This is a genomic window from Tenacibaculum sediminilitoris (assembly GCF_964513795.1).
Taxonomy (GTDB): domain Bacteria; phylum Bacteroidota; class Bacteroidia; order Flavobacteriales; family Flavobacteriaceae; genus Polaribacter; species Polaribacter sediminilitoris.
Window position 1 is genome coordinate 1 of record NZ_CAZEQR010000013.1, and the last position, 24,125, is coordinate 24,125.

Here is a 24,125-nt window from a genome sequence, read left to right on the forward strand (position 1 = left end):
GTTCCTGCCGCTACGTCTTGGGAGATGCTTGTTAACGTTTCAAAGTTTGAAATCATTCCACTCAAATCTATAGCGTTTGCTGTTCCATCTTCATCATTATAGGTTAAAACACCTGTCGTAGCATCAAGACTTGCACTGGTTAACGTTTCTAAATTTTGAACCAATGTCAACATATTTATAGTGTTATTAGCACCATTTTCATCAGTATATATTAATGAATTTGTTGGAGCATCGTAAATGAGTTTTGTAACTGTTTCAGACGCAACACTTGAAGTAGAGATTCGTCTCCAAGCACCTTGATACCAATAATAATACCCCGGAGTTATATCTGCAATAGTTTGGGTATTATAAACCAAAAGACTTTCAACATTTCCTGCTGTTATAGTTGTTTGGTCTGTTGTGCTGTTTAGTGGAACTTGAGGGATTAATACCCCTCTATCACTAGACACTATTTCTAATTGAGTAGATGGGTTAGGCATTTCTGTTCCAATTCCTACCTGTGCATTTACTCCTTTAATCAACCCTAAAAGGGTTATAATTAATAATAATTTTTGTTTCATACTGATTTGTTTAAAATAAATTCTTCTCTTTAACTGCCAGATATAGTCTTGTAGCCTTACCTAAACACAAAATTACCTTAAACCACATGTTCTTTTCTTTTAGAAAAATTTAATTTTCTAAAAAAATACACGTTTTTAAGGTCAGGTTTTTTTTATTATATATCATAACTTTTTTTTTGTAAAGTTCCCTTTTTCAAGCTAATAAATAATTCCAAATTGCAATCATTTTCTAATTTCTGTTTCCTTAAATATTTAAGAAACACCAGTATTTACCTTAGCTTCAGCTATAATATTAGAAAATATATATTTGCTTGATACATAAATATACAAAAAAAAATGATATAATCAGTATTCAGTAAATCAATTACAAAATGTTCTATTTCTTGTATTAAACTGATTATGAAAAAGATTTTTGCTAAAAATTATTAACTAGTATTAATTTTTAATAAAGTGATAAAAAGTGTACTTTTAGAAGAGTTTTTTACACAAAATGACACACGAACTTAAAGAAATAATACAGCAGGCTAGCATAAATCAACAACAAGGCATACAAAATGTTTTAGTTACAGTGGTTCATTTAGATGGCTCTTCTTATAGAAAACCAGGAGTTAGAATGTTACTGTCTTCTGATGGAAAAATAATGGGAGCTATTAGTGGTGGTTGTGTTGAAAAAGAAGTTCAACGTAGAGCACAATCGGTTTTTAAAAACAACAAACCTAAAATAATAACCTATGACGGTCGTTATCGTTTAGGTTGCGAAGGAATATTATATATTCTTTTAGAGCCTTTTAATCTTACTTCTGAATTTCTTATTGCTTTTTCAGAAAACAACACTCAAAGAAAATCGTATGATATTACATCCTTCTATCAAAAAGAAGATGAAGGGTTTGGTAATTTTGGCTCTATAATTCAATTTAACAATCAACAAATATTTTCTTTCAATAAAGAGTTTAACACTAAAAAAACAGATCAGTTAACTACTTTTAAACAAACTTTGCAACCGCTATTTCGCTTACTTATTATTGGTGGAGAGCATGATGCTGTAAAGCTTTGTGTGCAAGCCACCCTGTTAGGATGGGAAGTTGATGTAGTTACATCAATAAAAGACCCAAAAGAATTAACTAATTTTCCTGGAGCTAAATCAGTCACTGCACAAACTCCAGAAGTAATTGAACTTTCTCATGTAAACAACAATACGGCAGTTGTTATTATGAATCATAATTTTACGTACGATTTACGCTGGCTAATTAAACTACAAGAGAAAAATCCTATTTATATAGGTATTTTAGGTGCTGCCAAACGACGAGAAAAACTATTTAACGAACTCTTTGGGTTTTCACCAGATATTACTGATGACTTTTTAGACAAAATTTACACTCCTGCTGGCTTAAATATTGGAGCTGAAACCCCAGAAGAAATAGCTTTGTCAATATTAGCAGAAATACTATCTATAATTCGTAACAAAGAGGTGTTTTCTCTAAAAAAAATTACTGGTCGAATCCATGATTAATACAATGCAAAAAACAGCGATTCTCATATTGGCTGCAGGCAGTGCTTCTCGAATGGGAAAGATAAAACAATTACTTCCTTACAAAAACACTACACTACTAGAATGGGCAATTGAACAAGCTCAAAAATTGACAGTAAAAAATGTATTTTGTGTATTGGGAGCTAATAAAGATGCGATTGAAAAGCAACTTACAACAAAAAATGTTGAAGTCATTTACAACCCTAATTATAAAAACGGATTAAGTACTAGCATTGTAGAAGGAATTAATTTTTTACAGAAGCACAACTTTGACAATGCTTTAATAATGCTATCAGATCAACCTCATGTTACTTCTGAATATTTGAGCTCTATGATTGAAACTTCAAAAAACAATCCTTCTAAAATAATTGCTTCTAATTACCAAGTTAGTGTTGGAGTTCCTGCTATTTTTCCGAAGATATTTTTTAATGATTTATTAAACCTAAAAGGAGATAAAGGAGCAAAAAAAATTCTGTTACAACATGATAAAAATGTTGTCAAAGTAAATTCCTCTCAAAACTTACTAGATATTGATACCCCTGAAGACTATCAGCATTTATTAAAGCAATAATTTTAGTCTAAAAAACCTTATTTTTACACAACTAAAAGACGAAACATGAACTTAACCAAGTTTTGCATATATCTAACTTTGGCTATGTATCAAAACCTAGTATTCAACCATTCGTTAGTTTTTGCTTCTGAAGTTGATACTAAAATTAATATAGGATAGGAAACCGTTTTGAAATATATCAAGCAGCTACTTTAGGTGGTAATCATAATTTACGTGGATTTAATAGAGGACCTTTTTCTGAAACCGAAAGTTTTTATCATAGTAGCGATATGCGTTTACGTTTTGGACGTATTTTTACGGAGATTATTTCTATAAAGATTGGTATTACTGATGGTTTTGATTACGGTCGTGTATGGTTTCCTTATTTACCTAATTCACTGCAAATACTTCATGCTTTAAAGGAAATTCACAAGAAGACAGAGTAGCTTTTAGTATTAGTTTTTCATTTTAATTCTTAAAAAATATGACACAACAAATTGTATTAATTACAGGCGCTTTATTTGGTATGTTTGCTATAATATTTGGAGCATTTGGAGCACATGCTTTACAGAAAGTTTTAACTCAAGAACAATTAAAATCATTTGAAACGGGGGTAAAATATCAAATGTACCATGCACTCGTTTTATTATTCGTTGGAAGTTATTTTGAAGTACCTAGCTCAACAATATATTTCGCTTTTGTAATTGGAATCATACTGTTTTCTTTTAGTATTTATGGTTTAGTGCTATCTGATGCAAAAGGTAAAAAAATGAAATTTTTAGGTCCTATTACTCCTTTAGGAGGGGTACTGTTAATTGTTGGATGGGTAACTCTGTTACTTGAATTTTTATAAACCACAGTTACTTAAGAGAGAGTTCATAAATGTTTTTGAGATAAACTCAGGGGCTTTATCACATCTTACATACCTAGACGTTCCAATTTTTTCTTTTAAGTTTCTACAACAGCTTTTGCTGGATAAGAAAGTCCAGCGTTACTAACTATTGCTTCTCTGCTACAGTCATCGATTACGTTAAAAACACGCACTTTCCCTCCATCAATTCAGTACAGCAGGGACTTCTAATGGTTGTTTTATACGAGCAACCAAGTGCTTTTCATAATGATAGTTTAAATTTAAAGTTAGTAAATTCGAATTTATAACTATCCTATTTTTGGGGAAGCCTACAGCTTCTAAAGAAGTATAACACTTGTTGTTTTCGTATTTCTTTTATAGCAACAAAAGGCTCCTGAGTTATTCAGGAGCCTTTTGTGTGTTGGTAATAGTATGATATTATAAATTAACTGTCTTTCCGATACTATTTGAATAGGTTTTGTTGGTAACGCTATCAACATAATTCCAATCGGTTTGTATCCCTGCTGCTGTTACTGTAAGTTTCATATATCCTCTTTGAGAGAAATTACTGTATTGCAAATCGTCTATTAACAAGCCTAATGCAACTTCTAAATCTGTTGCAGATGCTCCTAAATAGGTTTCTAACCCTGGTGATGATACCGAACTTGTAGCTATCTCTACTGCTACTTTTTCTCCTGAATTATTTTTTAAATCGCTATACCACGCATTGTGAGTATCTCCTGCCAGCACTACTACATTTTTACTTTTAAAACTTGCTAAAATGCGTTCTCTTTCCATAAAATAACCATCCCAAGCATCTAAGTTATACGGTAATACTGTTTCTATTCTTGCTGTCTCTTCTGCTGTTAACGTAGGATCGTTTTGTAAGGCTCTTGTTTTAATAGTTACCAACTCTGTAATAGAAGTTTTAAGCAAATTAAACGTTTCTTCACTTGCTGATCCTGCAGCTGATACTTCTGCCAATAGTTTTGCTAAAAGTGTTAGTAGTTCAGCAGGAATTAACATTTTTCCCATTAAAACTTGCTGCCCTATAATTTGCCATGTACTATTACTAGCGGCTAGTTCACTTTCTAACCATCCTAGTTGGGTAGTTCCTAAAAGTGTACGTTGCGGGTTTAACCATGCTTGCTGAAAAGCCGCTGCATCAAACGCTCCTTTATCATCATAAAATGTTGAATATTCTAGCTGCTTGTCTCTTCCTACAACACGGGTATCTAACATAATTAAGTCTACCAAGTTTCCTATTTTTAGGTTTCTATAAATAATTGAATTATCTACAAGGTTTGTCATGTTAGGTAAATATTCACTGTATGCTTTTAATGCACTTTGTTTTCTTGAAGTAAAGCTTCCTTCATCTTCTTGATGGTTTTCAGCTCCGTCTTTATAAGTATCGTTTGCTACCTCATGATCGTCCCAAACACAGATAAAAGGTTTTCTTCTGTGCAATTCTTTTAATTGCTCATCTGAGCGGTATTGACGGTAACGAGTACGATAATCATCTAACGAAATAATTTCTCCCTTTGGTTCTGGTGTTCTAAACGAACCATAAGTCTTTTCTCCATATTCATAGATATAATCTCCCAGATGGATAACAACATCTGCATCCGATTTTTTTATCTCTTCATATACATTAAAGTAACCGTAAGCAAAGTTTGCGCAAGATGCTACTGCTAACGTTACTTCACTTATTGATTCGTTAAAGGTTAACGTTTCCCCTACTGGTGATGTTGCTTTATCGTCAACACTTACAAAACGGTAGTATAACTTTTGTCCTGCATCTAATTCTTTAATTTCAACAGCTACGGTAAAATCTCTTGAAGCATCGGTAGTTACTTCTGCTTGACGAACAACCTCTTTAAAGTTTTTGTCTTTTGCTATTTGCCAAACTAAGGTCGCTGAAGTTTTTTTGGTACTATAACGAGTCCAGATGATAACTTGTGAATTTGTAGGATCAAAACTAGCAACTCCTTGCTCAAAGTTTTTCTCTGTTAAGTTATCTGGGATAGGTAATTCATTAATATCATCATCTTTACAACTGATAAAGTTAGGAACTAAAAGTAGTCCTCCAGTTGCTAATAATGAGTTTCTTAAAAAGCTTCTTCTTTTAATGTTAGTCTTCATACGTAAGGGTCATTTAATTTCCCTGCATAAGTACTATTTCAACATTGCTTTAACGTTAACTAACCTTTACTAAATAAATGAAGTTACTACCAACCTCCAGTAGCACCGCCACCGCCAAAGCCGCCGCCGCCAAAACCTCCACCAAAGCCTCCGCCACTGCCAAAGCCTCCTGACGATCCTCCACCGAAGCTTCCTCCGCCAAAACCGCCTCTACCAGCGTTGCTTAAAATAATGGTTTCTAAGATACCTCTTGCTACATCCGATTTTCTGTAGCCTCTTCCTCCTCCACGGTTTCCTCTACTTCCACTTGAAATAATGATAAAGAATACTACTAGAATGATGATAAAGATAATAAAGCTAAAATCTGTTTTTTTAGATTGCTTTCTAGAACCTTTGTATTCACCACTCATTACTTTAAAAACAGCATCTACTCCACTGTTTAACCCAGCGTAGTAGTCACCTTGTTTAAAGTAAGGAATAATGTCATACTCTATAATTTGTCTAGAAACATAATCGGTTAATAAGTGTTCGGTTCCATAACCTGTTCGTATCGTTACTTTACGATCATCTTTTGCCAACAACATAAATACTCCGTTGTCTTTCTCTTTACTTCCTCCAATTCCCCATTTATGAGCCCAATTAGTAGCCAAATACCCTATTTCTTCTCCTTCTGTTGAACTTATAATTGCGACCACTACTTGTGTAGAAGTAGTGTCGGAGTATTTGATTAGCTTATTTTCTAAGTTTGCCTTTTGATTGGGTGATAAAAGATTGATATAGTCGTAAACACTTGTTTGAAACTTAGGCGTTTCTGGGATTTCAAATCCTTGTGAAAACAAGCATTGTGATATAAATCCTAAAAAAAGAATAAGAATGTAGATTGTTTTTTTCAATTTTAGTTAACCTTTTGATATTTCATTAGACAATTCATCTTCATCATCAATTTCCCAAGGAAAGTGTTCTTTTAATTCTTCTCCCGCTTTTAAAACACCATTAATAATTCCCTGTTTGAAATTACCTTTTTTAAATTGTGTTTGCATTGTATTTTTAGTGGCATCCCAAAAATTTTCAGGTACAACCTCATTAATACCTTTATCTCCATAAATCACAAATTTGTGATCTTCAACAGCTACATAAATAAGTACTGCATTTTGCTGTTTGGTATTAAACATTTTTAGAGTATGAAATACTTCAAGTGCTCTTTCAAAATGAGGCAAGCTGGTACTTGCCTCAATATGAACTCTTATTTCACCAGAAGTATTTTTTTCTGCTAACCTAATAGCAGCAACAATTTCTTGTTCTTCTTCTGCAGTAAGAAAATCTTCTACATTAGACATATGCTGTTAGAATTTAAAATCTACGTCAGGAGCATTTTCTGAACCTGCATCAGATTTGTAACGACTCATTTCATCGAAACCAAAAAGTCTTGCTAAAAATGACCCTGGAAATTTTTTAATTAATTTATTATATGTATTAACATCTTCATTAAAACGATCACGAGCAACGTTAATACGGTTTTCAGTTCCTTCTAACTGACTTTGTAATTCTAAAAAGTTTTGATTTGCTTTTAATTCAGGGTAACGCTCAACAGATACTAATAATTTAGATAAAGCTCCTGTTAATCCTTGTTGTGCTTGTTGAAATTGTGCCATTTTCTCAGGAGTTAAATCGCCTGCATTAATATTTACAGAAGTAGCTTTAGCACGTGCATTGATTACCTCTGTTAACGTACTTTTTTCAAAATCGGCAGCTCCTTGTACAGTTTTAACTAAATTACCTATTAAATCATTTCTTCGTTGATATGAACTTTCAACTTTTGACCATGCTGTTTTAGCATTTTCTTGATATTCTACTGCTGTATTATTAAACCCAACTGCCCATCTGTACATACCGAATACTAAGACTCCAATAATAATTAAAGGCACTAACCATTTTTTCATAATTTTGATTTTTGTATTTATAATTGATTTTTGATTTTTATTAGTTCTGCTTTTACCGTTTCTAATCTACTAATAATTTCCTGATTATTTAAGACTCCTTCAGGGTTTTTCTTTAGCTTTTGTTTTGCTCCATCTAAAGTAAATCCTCTTTCTTTTACTAGATTATAAATAATTTTAAAATTTTTTACATCTTCTTGTGTAAACAGCCTGTCTCCTTTTGCATTTTTTTTAGGATTAATGATTTCAAACTCTTTATCCCAAAACCTTATGAGAGAACTGTTTACCCCAAAAGCTTTAGCTACTTCACCTATTTTATAATATCTTTTATCAGGTAAGTCTATATACATTTTTCACAGCTCATTTTTTGGTTAGTCATACGACTGCCCTTTTTGTTGTGAAGCTTTTTGCATCGCTACAAATTCTTCTGGAGTTAAATCTCCGTAGTAATAGTAAATAGGATTTACTGGTCTACCATTTTTATGTACTTCATAATGTAAATGCGGTGCAGCAGAACGCCCTGTGTTCCCTACATATCCTATTAAATCACCTCTTTTAACTTTTTGTCTTTTTTTAGCTACTATTTTGCTCATATGTGCATAAATGGTTTCGTACCCGTAGCCATGATTAATATAAACTACTTTCCCAAAAGTTGAGCTTCTATGTGCTTTTTTTACAGTACCATTCCCAGATGCAAAAATAGGAGTGCCGGTAGGTGCTGTAAAATCCATTCCATTATGCATACGCCACGACTTTAATATAGGGTGTAAACGCATACCATACCCCGATGCCATTCTTTTTAGATCTTGATTTTTTACAGGTTGAATAGCGGGTATAGAGGCTAACATTTTCTCTTTTTCTTTGGCTAACTCTACTATTTCATCTAAAGACTTTGATTGTACCACCATTTGTTTTGATAAAACATCTAGCTGCTTTGTTGCTTTTTTCACCATTGAACTATTATCAAAACCATCTAAGTGTTTATATCTGTTTACACCACCAAAACCTGCTTTTCTCTGCTCTTCTGGTATTGGACTCGCTTCAAAATACGTTCTATATATGTTATTATCTCTTTCTTGTAAATCAGTTAAGATTTCAGCACTTTCTTCCATCTTTTTTGAAAGCAGTTCATAATGCAATTTTAAATTTTCTAACTCTCTCTTCTGAGTACGTTCTTTTGGTGACATTAAAAACTGGCTAAAACCTATAAAACCAAAGAACATTAATAATAAACTACCCAAAACCCAAAGAGTGATAATTTTAGCTACCTCTCCTTTTTTACTCTCTATCCTTCTATAAGATAAAGTGTCTGGGTCATAATAATATTTTACTTTTGCCATAATGCTAAATGTACTATTTTTGTGCTCTTTAAATTATACATCCTCTAAGGGGATGTACAAGTTTGAAAACTCACAAATTTACAAAATCTTTTAAAACTTATTTTTACAAGTAGTTTTTTAGAAAATTTTTAACAAAAATCAGACAACCAGAGTTTTATGAAATCTCAAGATATTAGAGCTAAATTTTTAGATTTTTTTAAATCAAAACAACACGAAATAGTTCCGTCAGCACCTATGGTGTTAAAGAACGACCCTACCTTAATGTTTACAAACTCTGGTATGGCTCCTTTCAAAGAGTTTTTCTTAGGAAATTCAATTCCTAAAAGTAGTAGGATTTCAGATAGCCAAAAATGTTTACGTGTTTCTGGTAAACATAACGATTTAGAAGAGGTTGGTTATGACACCTATCACCACACAATGTTTGAAATGTTAGGTAACTGGAGTTTTGGCGATTACTTTAAAAAAGAAGCTATTGCTTGGGCTTGGGAATTACTAACCGAAGTTTATAAAATAGATAAAGATATTTTATATGTAACCGTGTTTGAAGGTGATGACAAAGATGGTACAAAAATGGATCAAGAAGCATACGGTTTATGGAAACAACATATTTCTGAAGATCGCATTTTGATGGGTAATAAAAAAGATAATTTCTGGGAAATGGGTGAGCAAGGTCCTTGCGGCCCGTGTTCAGAAATACATGTTGATATTCGTTCAGCAGAGGAAAAAGCGAAAATTGATGGTAAATCATTAGTAAATGAAGATCACCCTCAGGTTGTTGAAATCTGGAACTTAGTTTTTATGCAATACAACCGTAAAGCTGATGGGTCTTTAATTGAACTTCCTGCAAAACATATTGATACAGGAATGGGATTTGAGCGTTTATGTATGGTGTTACAAGGTGTTCAATCTAACTACGACACCGATGTGTTTACTCCTCTAATTAGAGAAATTGAAACAATTACAGGTATTGAGTATGGTAATGATGGAAAAGTTGATATCGCCATTCGTGTAATTGCTGACCACGTTCGTGCAGTAGCTTTTGCTATTGCTGACGGACAACTACCAAGTAATAATGGTGCAGGATATGTAATTCGTAGAATTTTGCGTCGTGCAATTCGCTACGGATTTACTTTTTTAAACAAAAAAGAACCTTTTATTTATAAGTTAGTAGAAACTTTAGCTCATCAAATGGGAGCTGCTTTTCCTGAAATTAAAAAACAAAATACTTTAGTACATAATGTTATTAAGGAAGAAGAAACTTCTTTCTTACGCACATTAGATCAAGGTTTATTACTATTAGATCAAGTTATTGCAACTACCAATGGTAAAACTGTTTCTGGTAAACGTGCTTTTGAATTATACGATACTTACGGATTCCCTCTTGATTTAACACAGTTAATCGCTCGTGAAAAAGGATATGAAATCAATGAGGAAGAATTTAATGCAGGTATGAAAGCTCAAAAAGAGCGTTCTCGTGCTGCTTCTGCTAGTGAAACTGGTGATTGGGTTACTGTATTAGAAGATGATGTTGAAGAGTTTATTGGTTACGATATATTAACCACTAATGTTAAACTAACTCGTTATAGAAAAGTTACTACTAAAAAAGATGGTGATCAATACCAATTAGTATTTAATATGACTCCTTTCTATCCAGAGGGAGGTGGACAAGTTGGTGACCAAGGGTATATTGAAACTCCTAATGGAGATGTTATTTATGTAATTGATACTAAGAAAGAAAATAATGTAATTATTCATTTCACAAAAAACCTACCGAAAAACTTAAACGAAACGTTTAAAGCTGTTGTAAATGATGAGTACAGACGTTTATCTGCTAGTAATCACTCAGCTACCCACTTATTACACCAAGCACTACGAAGTATTTTAGGCGACCATGTAGAGCAAAAAGGTTCTTTAGTGAATCCTAATTACTTACGTTTCGATTTTTCTCATTTTTCAAAAGTTGATAATGACCAATTACAAGAGATAGAAGAGTTTGTAAATGCTCGTATTCGTGAAAATCTTCCGTTAGAAGAAAAACGCAACATTCCAATGCAGCAAGCTATTGATGAAGGTGCGATTGCTTTATTTGGAGAAAAATATGGAGATAGTGTTCGTGCCATTCGTTTTGGACAATCGATGGAATTGTGTGGTGGAACGCACGTACAACAAACTGGTGATATTTGGTATTTTAAAATAAAATCGGAAGGTGCAGTAGCTGCTGGAATTAGAAGAATTGAAGCGATTTCTAATATAGCTGTTGGTGATTATTTTGAAGATGTTGAACGCAACTACGATGCTGTAAAACAATTATTAAAAAACCCTAAAGATGTTGCTAAATCGGTTAGTAGTTTACAAGATGAAAATACTGCGTTAAAAAAACAAGTTGAACAATTGTTAAAGGATAAGGCTAAAAACATGAAAGGTGAACTTAAAAACCAATTACAAGAGGTTAATGGGGTTCAATTTTTAGCAACTAAAGTAGATTTAGACCCAAATAGCATTAAAAACTTGCTGTTTGAATTAGGAGGAGAATTCAACAATCTTTTTGTATTGTTTGCTACTTCGCCTTCACCAGACAAAGCGATGTTAACTTGTTATATTTCTAAAGAGTTAGCCAATGAAAAAGGATACGATGCAGGTAAAGTAGTTAGAGAATTAGGGAAACTAATTCACGGTGGTGGTGGTGGACAAAACTTCTTTGCAACCGCTGGTGGTAAAAACCCTGGAGGAATTCCGAAAGCATTAGAGAGAGCAAAAGACTATATCGCTTAATATATACAATAAAAAAGGTTCAGAAAATTCTGAACCTTTTTTATTGTAATGCTTTTTTATACGTATTAATTGCTCGTTCTCTGGCAAACTTATGCTCTACCATAGGTTGTGGATAGGTTAGTTCATCAAAGTCTTTCACCCATTTTCTAACATATTGTAAATCTTTATCAAACTTTTTTAATTGAGACTCTGGGTTAAACACTCTAAAATACGGAGCTGCATCGCAACCTGTACCTGCTGCCCACTGCCAATTTCCGTTATTCGCTGACAAATCATAATCTAACAACTTTTCGGCAAAATAAGCTTCTCCCCAACGCCAATCAATCAATAAGTGTTTGCATAAAAAGCCTGCTGTAATCATACGTACCCTGTTGTGCATATATCCTGTTTTATTCAACTCTCGCATCCCTGCATCAACCATCGGATACCCTGTTTTACCTTCACACCATTTTTTAAATTCTTCTTCATTATTTCTCCAAGGAACTGCATCATACTTTTGCTTGAAATTCTGAGTAACTACTTTTGGAAAATGATATAAAATTTGCATAAAAAACTCACGCCAAATTAACTCACTTAAAAAAGTTTGGTTGGTTTTTAAAGCAAAACGAATCATTTTTCGAGTACTTACCAATCCGAAACGCAGATATGGCGACAAGTATGAAGTTTTATCTTCAGCAGGAAAATCTCTCACCTCATCATACACCTCTAAATTAGATAGGTTGTATGGTTTTACTTTAATCGTACTTTCTTCAAAACCTATAGAAGCTAATGAAGGAAACTCTATAGAGAATTGATTAAAATTAGTAAAACCTACCACAAACTCTTGTGTATCTTTCTTTTCTGAGAAGTTTTGCAACCATTTATTTTTATACGGGGTAAAAACTGTATACGGAGTTCCATCATTCTTTAAAACTTCGTTTTCTTCAAAAATTACTTGATCCTTAAAAGCATTAAATATTATTCCTTTTGATGCTAAAAAGTCGGCTACTTCCTTATCTCTTTTAATGGCGTAAGGTTCGTAATCTTTATTTGTGTAAACTTTCTCAATTATATATTCTTTAGTTAGTTTTTTCCAAATTGCTAACGGTTTTCCTTTTTTTACTACTAGAGAAGATTGATGCTTTTTCAGCTCTTCATCTAGTTTTTGTAAGGTTTCGTGAATAAAAGTTACTCGTGCATCATTTTTAGGAAGGCTTTCTAAAATATCTTCATCAAAAATAAATAACGGTATTACCTTATTTCCTGATTGCAGTGCTTCGTGCAAACCTTTATTATCTTGTAAACGTAAATCTCGACGAAACCAAAAAACCGATACTTTATCTTCCATTAAATAGTTTTTCTAACGTACTATAACGATGTTTAAAAATTCCTTTTAACTGCTTCTTTATAAAGATTGATTGAGCTATATGACCTAGAAAACCAAAAGGTATTTTATACGATATTTTATCTTTTATTAACGTTCTTCCTTCTGGTAATTCTTCAAACCAATGTTCGTGATGCCACATGCTATAAGGACCAAATCGCTGTTCATCAATAAAAAACTGTTGTTCTTTTACTTGTGTAATTTCGGTAACCCAACTAGATTTAATCCCTAGTAAAATTCCTATTTTATACGTAATTACTTGTCCCGCATAGGCTTTTTTATCAACCTCAGAAGTAATTTGAAACCCCATATGTGATGGTGTTATTTTTTGCAAATTTTCTGGAGTACTGAAAAAATCCCACGCTTTTTCTAACGGAACGTTTAATATTTGCTCAGTGGATAATGTATAAATTCCTGAATGCTTTTTAAAGTGAATCATTATAACAATTTGGTAATTTTCTTGCTCATTGGTTTTGTTATTGAATAAAAAACGTCAATTAATCTTCCTTTTTCATCTACCAAATATTTTTGAAAATTCCATTTTACTGAGGAACTCATTTTTCCGTTTTTCTCTTTTTGTGTTAACCATTGGTATAACGGGTGTTGGTTTTCTCCTTTAACCTCAATCTTTTCTGTCATAGGAAAATCTACTCCATAGGTTACACTACAAAACGATTGGATTTCTTTTATTGTTCCTGGTTCTTGTTCTCCAAATTGATTACATGGTAAACCTATAATTACTAATTTATCCTTGTGGTTTGAGTACAACTCTTGTAAACCTTCATACTGATTTGTAAAACCACATTTTGAAGCTACATTTACAAATAATATTTTCTTTCCTTTGAATTGATGAAGATCTAGGTTATCTCCATTAATACCTTCAATTTTTATATCGTATAACGATTCTTTAGGTTCCACTGTTTGTGCTTTGCCTGAAAAACTAAATAATGCCATAATTAAAAATATTTTTACAGTGTTCATTTTATTGAATTGCTATTTTTATGATTTCTAACGAAAAGTCTTCGTCTTTTTTATTTCCTATTAAAATTGCTACTTCTTTTATTTGGTTAGCAGAAAAATTACCGAAGTTTAACTTTCTACCTCTAAAAGCAGGGTAAAACCCTATTAGTGGCAATATAATTTCTTGTTCTTGTGTATTTGTTCTAAATACTTGTACATAAGAGTAACGCTGAGATTCATTTGATTTTAATCGTAGCTGATACTGTTTTCCATCTCCTTTCACTCTTACTACAATCTTTGAGTGTTGTTTGTTTAAATTTATATTTGTTGGCATTCTCGTCATAGCAAATCCACCATTATTTTCCGTTGACACCTCACCCGAAAAGACTGCCTTTCCGTTTGTATCTATTTTTATTGATGAGCTAGATATGCCTCCCATTACAGTATCATTAACAACGTACCATCTTTGAGTGTTATTATCTTTATCAAAAATTATAATTTCACCATTCAAACACATAAGAAAACTTAGAATTAAAAGCCATTTCATTCTTTACTTTTTTAAATTTTTACACTTACAATTCCTGCATCCATAGGAATTATTTGCCCAGTAATTGCTGATGCTTCGTCAGACAATAAATAAGTGGCTAAACTTGCTACTTCTTCTGCTTTTAAATATTTTTTTAACGGATGTCTATTCTGCATACTCTCTTGTTGTTTTTCATTTCGTAACAAACGAGCTGCCAAAGGTGTATCTGTTACCGTAGGAGCAATTGCATTGAATCTAACTTTAGTCGCATATTCTGCCGCTAGCGATTTTGTAAGCCCTTCTATTGCCGATTTACTTGTTGCAATACTTGCATGAAAAGGCATTCCTAAAAACGAAGCTACCGTACTAAACAACACTACACTTCCATTATTTTGAGTTAGCAAACTTTCATAAGCTTTCAATGTTTTAATTGCTCCAAGAACGTTGATATCTAAATCGGATTGAAAGTCTTCTAATTTTAATCTTGAAAAGGATTTTAGATTGATACTTCCAGGACAATAAACTAATCCGTGTGCTTCTTCTAATTCTGGAAGTTCATCTTTCGTAACATCACATGTGTAATGTTTTATATTTTTATGAGTTTCCGGTACTGTTCTGCTAATATTTATAATGGTATGTGAGTCTTTTAATTTATTAATAATAGCTTTTCCTATACCGCTACTCCCTCCTACTACTACCATTGTTTTCATAGCCTTCCTTTTAATCTTTTTTCTATCTTCTGTTTAATTGTAGTGATGCGTTTCATCAAATCCATTAACTTTTTGTCTTTACTCTTTTTATATACCTCATTAATTGATAAAACTATTTCTTTTGCTTTTCTTGAGGCTAAAATTTTTTCATTTCTAGTTTTAAAAGATTTGTAATTCTTCTCAAACTCTAAGGCTTCTTGAATTAAGTTTACTGTACTCATTTTAAATAGTTTTGAAGTTCAACAATTTTTTCAGGAGTATTAAATATACCTCCATAAAAACATGTAACTGTTGATGACGAGTCGTCTTTTACTCTCCTAGAAGGTACATATAAGTGTTTTGTATCTATAATTACAGCTACATCTTTTGTTTGTAATATTTCTTGTAAATATCTAGCTATTTGGTTATACTGGTAATTATTTTCAAACAACGCTATTTTTGACTTGTTTGCTAGATTTAATTCTGAAAACATCTTATCTATATACATTTTTCAAATATTTAAAACCTATTTTGATAAAAAGTTGATAAGTTGTTTAAAAATAAGTCCATGAAACGGTAAAACAGCATACCAATAGGCTCTTCCCCATATTCCTTTAGGTCTAAATACTGCTCTTTGATAAAGAACACCATCTTTTATAACATATTCTAACCAAGCCTCTCCTGGCAATTTCATTTCAGCAAAAAGTAATAAGCGTTTGTTTTCTTTATCTGCTAGTAAAACGCGCCAAAAATCAAGCGCATCACCAGGTTCTAATTCTGTTGGGTGCCTTCTTCCTCTACGTAAACCTACACCCCCTAAAGTTTGATCTATAAACCCTCTTACTTTCCACAAAAAAGTAAATTTATACCACCCCCTCTTTCCTCCTATTCCCCATATTTTTTGAAGTGTTCTATGTTCGTTTGATACTCTTCTTACTCTTTCATCAATAAAACAACCATACTCAGGAAGGTTAATATGTTGAAAATATTCTTTACAAAAAACACCACTTACCTTAGCATCTTTCCAACTGGATACTACTGAGTTTTGAGCTATTTTATTAAAAGCTTTCTTTACTGCTTGCTTATAAGTTATAGGGCTTACATTAATAGTTTCGTTGATATCACTTTCTTTTCCTATAACCTCAACAGTCATACTATCTACCAATGATTTTGCTAAATTAAATGAGGTAGAAGTAACAAAATACAACCAATAAGACGATAGCTTTGGCGATAAAAGTGGAACTGTAAAAATAAACCTCTTTAGTTCTCTTACTTCTGCAAACTGTAATAGCATTTCTTTATAGGTAAGTACTTCTGATCCAAATATATCATAGGATTGACTGTATACTTTTTCGTTACCAAGTGCTTTTGTTAAGTAGGTTAACACATCTCTAATGGCAATAGGTTGTGTTTTTGTATACAACCATTTTGGGGTTATCATAACAGGGAGCTTCTCTACTAAATCTCTAATAATTTCAAAAGAGGCACTGCCACTTCCTACAATAATTCCTGCTCTAAAGGTTGTTACCGAATATTTTTCTGATTGTAGTATTTTTTCAACTTCAAATCTTGATTGTAGGTGCTTTGACAGTGAATTATCATTTACAATACCACTTAAATAAATAACTTGTTTACAGGTAGTTTGTTCTAATAATTTTTTAAAATTAATTGCACAATCTGCTTCTAACTTTGAGAAATCATTACTACTTGTTGACATAGAATGTATTAGGTAATACGCTGTATCAATATCGTTAGGTAATTCTTCTTTTGGCTTTAGAAAATCGATTTCTAAGAAAGAAATTGATGAAACATTTTTAAATTCAGAGGGTATTCTTCTTATATCTCTAACACAGCAAACTAACTGATGCTTTTGCTCTAACAGCATTGGTATTAATCTTTTTCCGATATACCCGGTTGTTCCTGTAATTAGAATTTTCATTACTATTTAGGTCTTTGATATGACAATCTCTTGTAATTTTCTGCAATCATATAAGTATCTAAACCATTAATCGAAGCTATTTTTTCTTCGGATAAATTTAAGAACCCATCTTCTGAAAGCATTTTGTCTTTAAAATACAAATCCGTAACTTCTCCCAACACTAAAATAGTTCCGTTTGCTTTTATATGGTATTCCTCCAAAAACTTCATTCCTATTTGTAAAGGTGATTCTGCAACAAATGGTGCGTGAAAATCGTTTTTAAATTCTTCTGATAATTTTGTTTTATCAAACTCTGATATTTCCGAAGGGTATTTAGCCGAGGTATGATGCGCTTCCTCAATTATTGCTTCATTAATAGCATTAATTGTATAATATCCTGTTTCTTTTATATTGTTATACGTATTCCTTATAACGGTTGTAGGACGTAATACAAACCCTAAAATAGCAGGACTTGAACCATAATGTACCACCGAACTAAAAACTGCAACATTGGTTATGTTATCGTTAGATTTTGTGGCAATAAGATTTGCTGGTTTATAACCAGAAATGCTATTCATCAAATTTATTTTATACAGATGAGGAAACTCGTCTATTTGTTGACTTGTGATGTGCATTATAAAGTCTTAAAATTATTTATTTTTACTTTGTTTGCCTTTAAATCGTGCATTAAATTATACAAACCAAAGAATGTTCTATTAATGTAAATAAAGTGTTTTGAACCTCTATTTCCATTCATCTTTTTTAACTCTGTACTTTTTGCATATTTTTGACCTAAGTCAGCTATCTTACTAAAGAAATCATCATTAGAAAAATCAAATTCTTCTTGCTGAAAAGGTTGTGTAAAAAGCGATAACATTTCATAAAACAATGCTTTAAAAAATGCAATTTCTTCAGGCGTATCGTCTTTTCTTAAGATTTCTAATTCATAGAGTTTACTTTCAAAAAAAACTGGATTATCTATATTATCTCTTTTCGCTAGCTCGAAATAAGGCACATAAAAGCTTTCAGGAACTTCTTTCATACAGCCAAAATCTATAACAATCAATTCATTTGATTTGGACACTAAAAAATTCCCTGGATGCGGATCTGCATGTACTTTTTTTAGCTTGTGTATTTGATACATGTAAAAGTCCCACAAAGCTTGCCCTAGTTTATTTACAACGTCTTCAGGCTGCTCATTTTTAGTAAATTCTGACAGGTGTACTCCATACATCCAATCCATCGTTAAAATTCTATCTGATGACAAGTCTGGATAGTATTTTGGGAATTTTAAGTTTGGAATATGTTTACAGGCATCAGCTATTTCATTACTCTGTGCAAGTTCTAATTCGTAATTAGTTTCCTCCAAAAGTTTTTCTTCAACTTCTTTAAAGTACTCATCTGAGCCTTCTCCCTTAATGTTAAACATTTTCATCGCAATAGGTTTCACCATTGTCAAATCGGTCGAAATACTATCAGCAACTCCAGGGTATTGAATTTTTACAGCTAGTTCTTTTCCATCTTTTGTGGCTTTATGAACTTGCCCTATGCTTGCTGCATTTACAGATTCTGCTACAAACGTATCGAAAACTTCGTCCGGTCTTTTGTTGAAGTATTTTTTAAACGTTTTGGTTACTAAAGGTCCCGACAATGGCGGAACCGAAAACTGTGATAATGAAAACTTTTCTACATACGCATTGGGTAAAATGTTTTTTTCCATACTAAGCATCTGTGCCACTTTTAACGCAGAACCTTTTAACTCTTTTAAACCGTCGTAAATATCTGAAGCATTATCTTCGTTTAACTGATTTTTTGCTTCTTCTTCTGATTTAGTTATTTTATTCCCGTAATATTTCGCATAATTCACTCCAACTTTCACTCCTGTTGTAACTAATTTTGTAGCTCTTTCTATTTTTGATGTTGGTATTTTATTTAGTATTTTCATAGCATTGGAGATTTTTCTTTCCACAAAAATTTCGCTAAATCAATCACACTTTTTACAGGTGCTATTTGTTGAATATCAAAACTAGCCTTTACTGACTTCTCTATAAAAAGATCCGTTTTCTCAAAGTTTGTCGATTCGTCTTCTATCCAAAATCTTAGAATAAGCAATAGCTGCATCCAATACCCTTCTGCAATGGTTTTATCTTGAATTTTGTTGATTTTATCATTTTTAAAATCAATTTTTTCAAGGCTTATTTCATTTACAAAATGAATAAACTCAGTACGCAGTTCTTGCAGTACTTTTAATTTCGAAAAATCTGTTTTCTCTCTTTTTAACTGTACCAATACATACGACCTGTTTACTGTCAACAATTCAAAAAAGGTAAAATAAAAGCTTAGTAATTTATCTTTAGGTGAATAGTTTTTATAAGCTTCTGTTTTGTGTAGTAAATGAATGGTTTCTTTGGCAAAAATTCTAAAAACAGTTTTTTCTAGGCTTTCAAAGCTTGAAAAGTGTTTATAAAACTCTGATTCTTCAAAGTTATTTTCTTTCGTAAAAGAAAATATTGAATTCGGTTGACCTGATGATAATACCGTATTCATATACCATTCTATTATTTTTTCTTGTGTTATATTCTTTTTTTTTGCCATAGTTTAATTGTTTAATACGATATATGCGTTGAGACTGGTTGCAATCGTCATCCATATTAAATATGGAAGTATAAATAGGGTATACCACTTTACTTTTTTCACATACTCAAAAGTGAAATAACCAATAAGTAACCATAATGAAGCGATTACAACTAAGCCTAGTTTTGTTAGGTGTTGATTAAAAAAGACATAATTCCAACTCACATTTAAGATCCATTGAATTATATACAGGCTTAGTATTTTGTTATTTAAAAAGTTATATTCAAAACTTAGCCTCGTCATATAAAATGCAAACAATAACATAATTGTTGTCCATGCTACTCCAAACACCCAGTTAGCAGGAGTCCAAGGAGCTTGATTTAATGAAATATACCAATTAGTTTTCGGGCCATTATCCATCAACCAAACACCAACAGCAAGTGCTAGAAAATTAGCTGCTAAAAACATTAAAAATCGTATGTATTTATTTTTATTCAAGTTTTTTTTCTTTTTAAAGAATTGAAAATTAGTTGTACTGAAAACAACATTATAAATGCATAAAAAAAATCTTCAAAAGGAATTGTAAAAATCCTGAAGTTTAAGTTCTCTGCATTATTATACCAAACTACTGGTTCGTCTATAAAACTCCCTGTTAAAATTCCGTTGATAAGTAAAAAAGGAATTAGTATCACCAAGAAACTTGGATAATATTCCTGTAATGTATTTAGATGGTATTTTAATGCATATGCTAATAGTAATAAAAACAAACTAAAGTTTACTGTAGTATACCATTTACCAATATTAAAAATTAGCAATAAGCTAACTAAAACTATTAGTAAAAAGCTTAAAATCACTGCTCCTGATTTTGACATCTTAAATTTAGGAAACAGATATTTTAGTACTTCATGTGTAAACAAACATGCATAAGGAATACAAAAAAAGAACAACCATTCTTCTATTGGCATATGTAACAGTTTTAATGACATATGATAATCAGGATTAAATCCCCATACTCCAATTTGTGTAAACCAACTGTCCCAGATTAAAAAAAATAAAGCAACCAACAAGATACTAAGCGCCGCTTGTTTGATATATTGTATAAAGTGAAACTTTTTTTCAAAAACACTATACAATAATGGAATACTTAAACTACCTAAGTTTAAGATTAAATACAAATACTGACTCACTGTCTTTTATTGAAATATTTAAAGGGTACAAACAACATCCCGAAACATTCTCCGTGGTGTTTTCCCAAATGTTTATGATGAATTTTATGTGCTTTTCGTAATCCTTTTAGGTATTGATTATTAGTTTTATCAAACCACTTAAACCTCCTATGAATCAATACATCATGCACTAAAAAATAAGCTAAACCATAGAGTAAAATTCCCAAACCTATAAAAAACAAGAAATTTAGTTCTGGTCGAATTCCAAAGTAAAACAATAGCATGCTAGGGATTGCAAAAACAACAAAAAAAGCATCATTTTTTTCAAAAACATGTGGGTATCCTGGTTGATGATGATCTTCGTGTAAATACCATCCAAAACCGTGCATAACATATTTATGAGTGCACCAAGTAACACCTTCCATTATAATGAATGTTACTGAAGTAACTACTATGTATATTGCCAAATTCATAATGATGTATTTTTTATTATATATGTGTGTAAATAACTGGTATTGTCTTTTTTTAGAAGTGCTTCTTTTAAAAATCGCTTATCTTCTTTAATAGAAGATGTATATCCTAAAATACTGGGAGTATTTTCTTGTATTACCAACCGAACATATCTTAAGTGAATATTATTAGGGTGTTTTAAAATTAACTCTTCTAATTTATTTTTCTCTGTATTAAAAATTTTTAATTTACTCCACGGCATAATTTTATATTTTGCCTGCTTCATTTGCAGAGAAACTACATAGGCACGAATGCTTACTTCTTTATTTTTTTTATATTTATTTATATATGATAATTCTTGTGCCTTAGTTGCCAATTTGTGATACTCTTCTACAAAGTCAGGAACGTCATTAAAACCAAAAATTGATATGCAAAATAGTACTCCAACAATAATATTATTTATCATATTAAATTTAGCTTATACTTCACATAGCTCCTCGCCAATAAATTAATTTTCATAGGATTTGAAATTCTAATTCTGGTATCCATTATTTTTGCAGAGGGTGTTTCTTTTAACTTTTTTAATAATTTTTTGTAATACCTATATGCCATATATACTCCAAATTTTGCTTCAACAGGTAGTTTTAAAATACCATTTTTATAAGCAAAATCAAAGTCATCTTCTATTTCTTTAATAATTATATTTTTCCCTTCGGTACTTAGATTTCCAAAATTAATATTTGGAAAATACGATCTATTCAACTCTTTAAAGTCTTCTTTTAAGTCTCTTAGAAAATTTACTTTTTGAAATGCAGAACCTAAACGCATTGCAGGAGTTTTCAACTCTTCATATTTTTGCTCATTTCCGTTCACAAAAACCTTTAAACACATCAATCCTACAACATCTGCTGACCCATAAATATATGCGTTATATTCTTCCGCAGTAGTGTATTCTGTTTTGTACAAATCTGCTTTCATACTTTTTAAAAATGCTTGTACTAAATCGTCAGGAATATTATATTTATTTACAGTATGTACAAAAGCATTCAAAATAGGATTTAAGCTAATTCCTTGTTTTTTTGATTCATAATACTCTTTTTCAAACTTCATTAACAATTGTTCTTTATCATACTCATGAAAAGAATCAACTATTTCATCTGCAAAGCGCACAAAACCATAAATATTGTATATATCAGCTCGGATTTCTGGTGATAACATTTTCGTTGCTAACGAAAACGAGGTACTATACTTTTGAGTAACTAACTTACTACATGCATAAGAAACTTCATCAAATAATTGTTTCATCTTTGTACGTTTTTAAAATTAAATCTGAAGCTATTTTTCCTGAAATTAAAGACGGAGGAACTCCTGGTCCTGGTACCGTTAATTGTCCTGTAAAAAATAAATTCTTTACTTTTTTGCTTTTTATTTTAGGTCTTAAAAAAGCTGTCTGTGTTAAGATATTTGCCAATCCATATGCATTTCCTTTATAAGAGTTATACTCTTTTATAAAGTCATTCACACAGAAGCTCTCTTTAAATATGACATGCTCTTTTACAGATTGATTTGTTAACTTTTCTAATCTTTCTATTATAATATTAAAATAATGCTCTCTCAGCTGAGGGGTATCTTCTATACCTGGTGCTAGCGGAATTAAAAATGTTGCTGCTTCTCTCCCCTTAGGTGCAAAAGAATCATCGGTTATTGAAGGAAAGCTCACATAAAACAGAGGTTCCTTAGGCCAACTAGGAAAATCATATATTGTTTTTGCATGTACATCAAAGTCTGTATCAAAAAATAATGTGTGATGACATACATTTTTTAACTTCTTGTCAAAACCTACATAAAAGAGTAATGATGAAGGTGCAAAGGTCTTTTTATCCCAATATGATTCTGAATATTGTCTTAGTTTTTTAGGCAAAAGGGTTTCTGTATGATGATAATCTGCTCCACTTAATACAATATCAGACTCCATTAATTTACCGCCTATGATTACTCCTTTTGCTTCTCCTTTATCATTTACTACAATTTCTTCAACATTTGCATTGGTTTGAAACTCTACACCTAAGCTAATAGCTAGAGTAGTCATGCCCTCAATAACTTTGTACATCCCTCCTTTTGGGTGCCATGTTCCCAAACCAAAATCGGCATAATTCATAAAATTATAAAAAGCTGGAGTGTTACTTGGTTTTGCCCCCAGAAATAACACTGGAAACTCTAATATTTGAATTAGCTTTTTACTCTTAATCTTCTTTCTTACTTCATGCCTTATGGTTGAAAAAAATTGAAATATTTTTCCCATAGTGACGGGAGTTACCAATTCTAAAGGAGAAACACCCGGCTTATACACCAAATCATTTATAGAAACATCATAATTATATTTTGCTGATTTTAGAAAAGACTTTAAGTGTTTTGAACTTCCTTTTTCTTCTTTTTCAAAAACCTCATAAATCTCATCTAAAGTTCCAGGTATTATAATTGAGTCTTTTTCTCCAAAGTACACCTCATAAGCAGGGCTTAGTCTATCTAGCTCGTAATAATCTGACGGTTTTTTATCAAAATCAGAAAAAAACTTTTCAAAAACATCTGGCATCCAATACCATGTTGGACCTATATCAAATGTAAATCCATCTCTCAATAGTTGTCTTGCTCTACCTCCAATTGTAGTGTTCTTTTCTAGCACTACCACCTCATATCCAGCTTTCGCTAAATAACATGACGCTGATAGAGAAGAAAAACCCGAACCTATTATGTATACTTTTTTTTTCAAATTATTCCTTATAAATATATTAAATTAATT

Annotated in this window: 28 protein-coding genes and 1 pseudogene; 5 read left to right on the forward strand and 24 right to left on the reverse strand. The window is 31.7% G+C overall.

Annotated features, from left to right (window positions below; translation table 11 throughout):
- Window positions 1–560 (reverse strand): annotated as a pseudogene (locus tag ACKTSW_RS05730) (hypothetical protein); the annotation flags it as partial.
- 490 nt (window positions 561–1,050) lie between these two features.
- On the opposite strand from ACKTSW_RS05730, the gene ACKTSW_RS05735 reads away from it, so the two are divergent.
- The 4 genes from ACKTSW_RS05735 (at window position 1,051) to ACKTSW_RS05750 (ending at window position 3,491) form a co-directional block, all read left to right on the forward strand.
- Window positions 1,051–2,070: an XdhC family protein gene (locus ACKTSW_RS05735; protein ID WP_408024322.1), complete on the forward strand. Its 1,020-nt coding sequence runs from the start codon at window positions 1,051–1,053 to the stop codon at window positions 2,068–2,070.
- A complete protein-coding gene (locus tag ACKTSW_RS05740) occupies window positions 2,063–2,659 on the forward strand; it encodes a nucleotidyltransferase family protein (protein ID WP_408024323.1) in 597 nt (198 codons plus the stop codon). Before ACKTSW_RS05735 ends, ACKTSW_RS05740 begins: the two co-directional genes overlap by 8 nt.
- Window positions 2,660–2,928: 269 nt before the next feature.
- Window positions 2,929–3,084 carry a hypothetical protein gene (locus tag ACKTSW_RS05745; protein WP_408024324.1) on the forward strand — a complete coding sequence of 52 codons (156 nt, stop codon included), beginning with the start codon at window positions 2,929–2,931 and terminating at the stop codon, window positions 3,082–3,084.
- A 38-nt stretch (window positions 3,085–3,122) separates the two neighbouring features.
- Window positions 3,123–3,491 (forward strand): DUF423 domain-containing protein, encoded by a 369-nt coding sequence (locus ACKTSW_RS05750; protein ID WP_408024325.1) that lies wholly within the window; start codon window positions 3,123–3,125, stop codon window positions 3,489–3,491.
- A gap of 435 nt (window positions 3,492–3,926) precedes the next feature.
- Here ACKTSW_RS05750 and ACKTSW_RS05755 read toward each other — a convergent pair whose 3' ends face one another.
- The 6 genes from ACKTSW_RS05755 to ACKTSW_RS05780 form a co-directional block, all read right to left on the reverse strand.
- Window positions 3,927–5,630: an alkaline phosphatase D family protein gene (locus ACKTSW_RS05755; protein WP_408024326.1), complete on the reverse strand. Its 1,704-nt coding sequence runs from the start codon at window positions 5,628–5,630 to the stop codon at window positions 3,927–3,929.
- A gap of 86 nt (window positions 5,631–5,716) precedes the next feature.
- Window positions 5,717–6,523, reverse strand: coding sequence for a TPM domain-containing protein (locus ACKTSW_RS05760; RefSeq protein ID WP_408024327.1), 807 nt, complete (start codon window positions 6,521–6,523; stop codon window positions 5,717–5,719).
- Window positions 6,524–6,529: 6 nt separating this feature from the next.
- Window positions 6,530–6,967, reverse strand: a complete 438-nt coding sequence (locus ACKTSW_RS05765; protein ID WP_408024328.1) for a TPM domain-containing protein — start codon at window positions 6,965–6,967, stop codon at window positions 6,530–6,532.
- Between the two features lie 6 nt (window positions 6,968–6,973).
- Window positions 6,974–7,570, reverse strand: coding sequence for a LemA family protein (locus ACKTSW_RS05770; protein ID WP_408024329.1), 597 nt, complete (start codon window positions 7,568–7,570; stop codon window positions 6,974–6,976).
- 17 nt (window positions 7,571–7,587) lie between these two features.
- Window positions 7,588–7,917 carry a MerR family transcriptional regulator gene (locus ACKTSW_RS05775; RefSeq protein ID WP_408024330.1) on the reverse strand — a complete coding sequence of 110 codons (330 nt, stop codon included), beginning with the start codon at window positions 7,915–7,917 and terminating at the stop codon, window positions 7,588–7,590.
- 21 nt (window positions 7,918–7,938) lie between these two features.
- Window positions 7,939–8,907, reverse strand: a complete 969-nt coding sequence (locus ACKTSW_RS05780) for a M23 family metallopeptidase (RefSeq protein WP_408024331.1) — start codon at window positions 8,905–8,907, stop codon at window positions 7,939–7,941.
- Window positions 8,908–9,063: 156 nt separating this feature from the next.
- Between ACKTSW_RS05780 and alaS the strand changes: the two genes are divergently transcribed.
- Window positions 9,064–11,679, forward strand: coding sequence for an alanine--tRNA ligase (gene alaS, locus ACKTSW_RS05785; protein ID WP_408024332.1), 2,616 nt, complete (start codon window positions 9,064–9,066; stop codon window positions 11,677–11,679).
- A 40-nt stretch (window positions 11,680–11,719) separates the two neighbouring features.
- Here the strand turns inward: alaS and ACKTSW_RS05790 are convergent, their stop codons facing one another.
- From ACKTSW_RS05790 to ACKTSW_RS05870, 17 genes are read right to left on the reverse strand one after another with little or no spacing between them, the layout of a single operon-like run.
- The gene (locus ACKTSW_RS05790) at window positions 11,720–13,006 is read right to left on the reverse strand and encodes a cryptochrome/photolyase family protein (protein ID WP_408024333.1); all 1,287 of its coding nucleotides are present in this window, start codon (window positions 13,004–13,006) and stop codon (window positions 11,720–11,722) included.
- Window positions 12,996–13,481 carry an SRPBCC family protein gene (locus tag ACKTSW_RS05795; RefSeq protein WP_408024334.1) on the reverse strand — a complete coding sequence of 162 codons (486 nt, stop codon included), beginning with the start codon at window positions 13,479–13,481 and terminating at the stop codon, window positions 12,996–12,998. The genes ACKTSW_RS05790 and ACKTSW_RS05795 overlap by 11 nt, the downstream gene beginning before the upstream one ends.
- Window positions 13,481–13,996, reverse strand: a complete 516-nt coding sequence (locus tag ACKTSW_RS05800; RefSeq protein WP_408024335.1) for a glutathione peroxidase — start codon at window positions 13,994–13,996, stop codon at window positions 13,481–13,483. The genes ACKTSW_RS05795 and ACKTSW_RS05800 overlap by 1 nt, the downstream gene beginning before the upstream one ends.
- 28 nt (window positions 13,997–14,024) lie before the next feature.
- Entirely contained in the window at window positions 14,025–14,549 is a 525-nt protein-coding gene (locus ACKTSW_RS05805; protein WP_408024336.1) for a CIA30 family protein, read from the reverse strand.
- Window positions 14,550–14,560: 11 nt separating this feature from the next.
- Window positions 14,561–15,238 carry an SDR family NAD(P)-dependent oxidoreductase gene (locus ACKTSW_RS05810; RefSeq protein ID WP_408024337.1) on the reverse strand — a complete coding sequence of 226 codons (678 nt, stop codon included), beginning with the start codon at window positions 15,236–15,238 and terminating at the stop codon, window positions 14,561–14,563.
- Window positions 15,235–15,459 carry a hypothetical protein gene (locus ACKTSW_RS05815; protein WP_408024338.1) on the reverse strand — a complete coding sequence of 75 codons (225 nt, stop codon included), beginning with the start codon at window positions 15,457–15,459 and terminating at the stop codon, window positions 15,235–15,237. The genes ACKTSW_RS05810 and ACKTSW_RS05815 overlap by 4 nt, the downstream gene beginning before the upstream one ends.
- On the reverse strand, window positions 15,456–15,725 hold the full coding sequence (locus tag ACKTSW_RS05820) for a GTP cyclohydrolase I (protein ID WP_408024339.1): 270 nt from the start codon (window positions 15,723–15,725) through the stop codon (window positions 15,456–15,458). The genes ACKTSW_RS05815 and ACKTSW_RS05820 overlap by 4 nt, the downstream gene beginning before the upstream one ends.
- 18 nt (window positions 15,726–15,743) lie before the next feature.
- Window positions 15,744–17,156 (reverse strand): SDR family oxidoreductase, encoded by a 1,413-nt coding sequence (locus ACKTSW_RS05825; protein WP_408024340.1) that lies wholly within the window; start codon window positions 17,154–17,156, stop codon window positions 15,744–15,746.
- Window positions 17,157–17,158: 2 nt separating this feature from the next.
- Window positions 17,159–17,713 (reverse strand): flavin reductase family protein, encoded by a 555-nt coding sequence (locus ACKTSW_RS05830; RefSeq protein WP_408024341.1) that lies wholly within the window; start codon window positions 17,711–17,713, stop codon window positions 17,159–17,161.
- Between the two features lie 56 nt (window positions 17,714–17,769).
- Window positions 17,770–19,080: an ABC1 kinase family protein gene (locus tag ACKTSW_RS05835; protein ID WP_408024342.1), complete on the reverse strand. Its 1,311-nt coding sequence runs from the start codon at window positions 19,078–19,080 to the stop codon at window positions 17,770–17,772.
- Window positions 19,077–19,730: a TetR family transcriptional regulator C-terminal domain-containing protein gene (locus tag ACKTSW_RS05840; RefSeq protein WP_408024343.1), complete on the reverse strand. Its 654-nt coding sequence runs from the start codon at window positions 19,728–19,730 to the stop codon at window positions 19,077–19,079. Before ACKTSW_RS05840 ends, ACKTSW_RS05835 begins: the two co-directional genes overlap by 4 nt.
- Before the next feature lie 3 nt (window positions 19,731–19,733).
- Complete coding sequence (locus ACKTSW_RS05845) at window positions 19,734–20,207, reverse strand: TspO/MBR family protein (protein WP_408024344.1); 474 nt, start codon at window positions 20,205–20,207, stop codon at window positions 19,734–19,736.
- Window positions 20,204–20,896, reverse strand: a complete 693-nt coding sequence (locus ACKTSW_RS05850; RefSeq protein ID WP_408024345.1) for a lycopene cyclase domain-containing protein — start codon at window positions 20,894–20,896, stop codon at window positions 20,204–20,206. Before ACKTSW_RS05850 ends, ACKTSW_RS05845 begins: the two co-directional genes overlap by 4 nt.
- Window positions 20,893–21,348 (reverse strand): sterol desaturase family protein, encoded by a 456-nt coding sequence (locus ACKTSW_RS05855; RefSeq protein WP_408024346.1) that lies wholly within the window; start codon window positions 21,346–21,348, stop codon window positions 20,893–20,895. Before ACKTSW_RS05855 ends, ACKTSW_RS05850 begins: the two co-directional genes overlap by 4 nt.
- Window positions 21,345–21,791, reverse strand: a complete 447-nt coding sequence (locus ACKTSW_RS05860) for a hypothetical protein (RefSeq protein WP_408024347.1) — start codon at window positions 21,789–21,791, stop codon at window positions 21,345–21,347. Before ACKTSW_RS05860 ends, ACKTSW_RS05855 begins: the two co-directional genes overlap by 4 nt.
- A complete protein-coding gene (locus tag ACKTSW_RS05865; RefSeq protein WP_408024348.1) occupies window positions 21,788–22,630 on the reverse strand; it encodes a phytoene/squalene synthase family protein in 843 nt (280 codons plus the stop codon). Before ACKTSW_RS05865 ends, ACKTSW_RS05860 begins: the two co-directional genes overlap by 4 nt.
- A complete protein-coding gene (locus ACKTSW_RS05870; RefSeq protein WP_408024349.1) occupies window positions 22,614–24,095 on the reverse strand; it encodes a phytoene desaturase family protein in 1,482 nt (493 codons plus the stop codon). The genes ACKTSW_RS05865 and ACKTSW_RS05870 overlap by 17 nt, the downstream gene beginning before the upstream one ends.
- Window positions 24,096–24,125 lie beyond the last annotated feature (30 nt).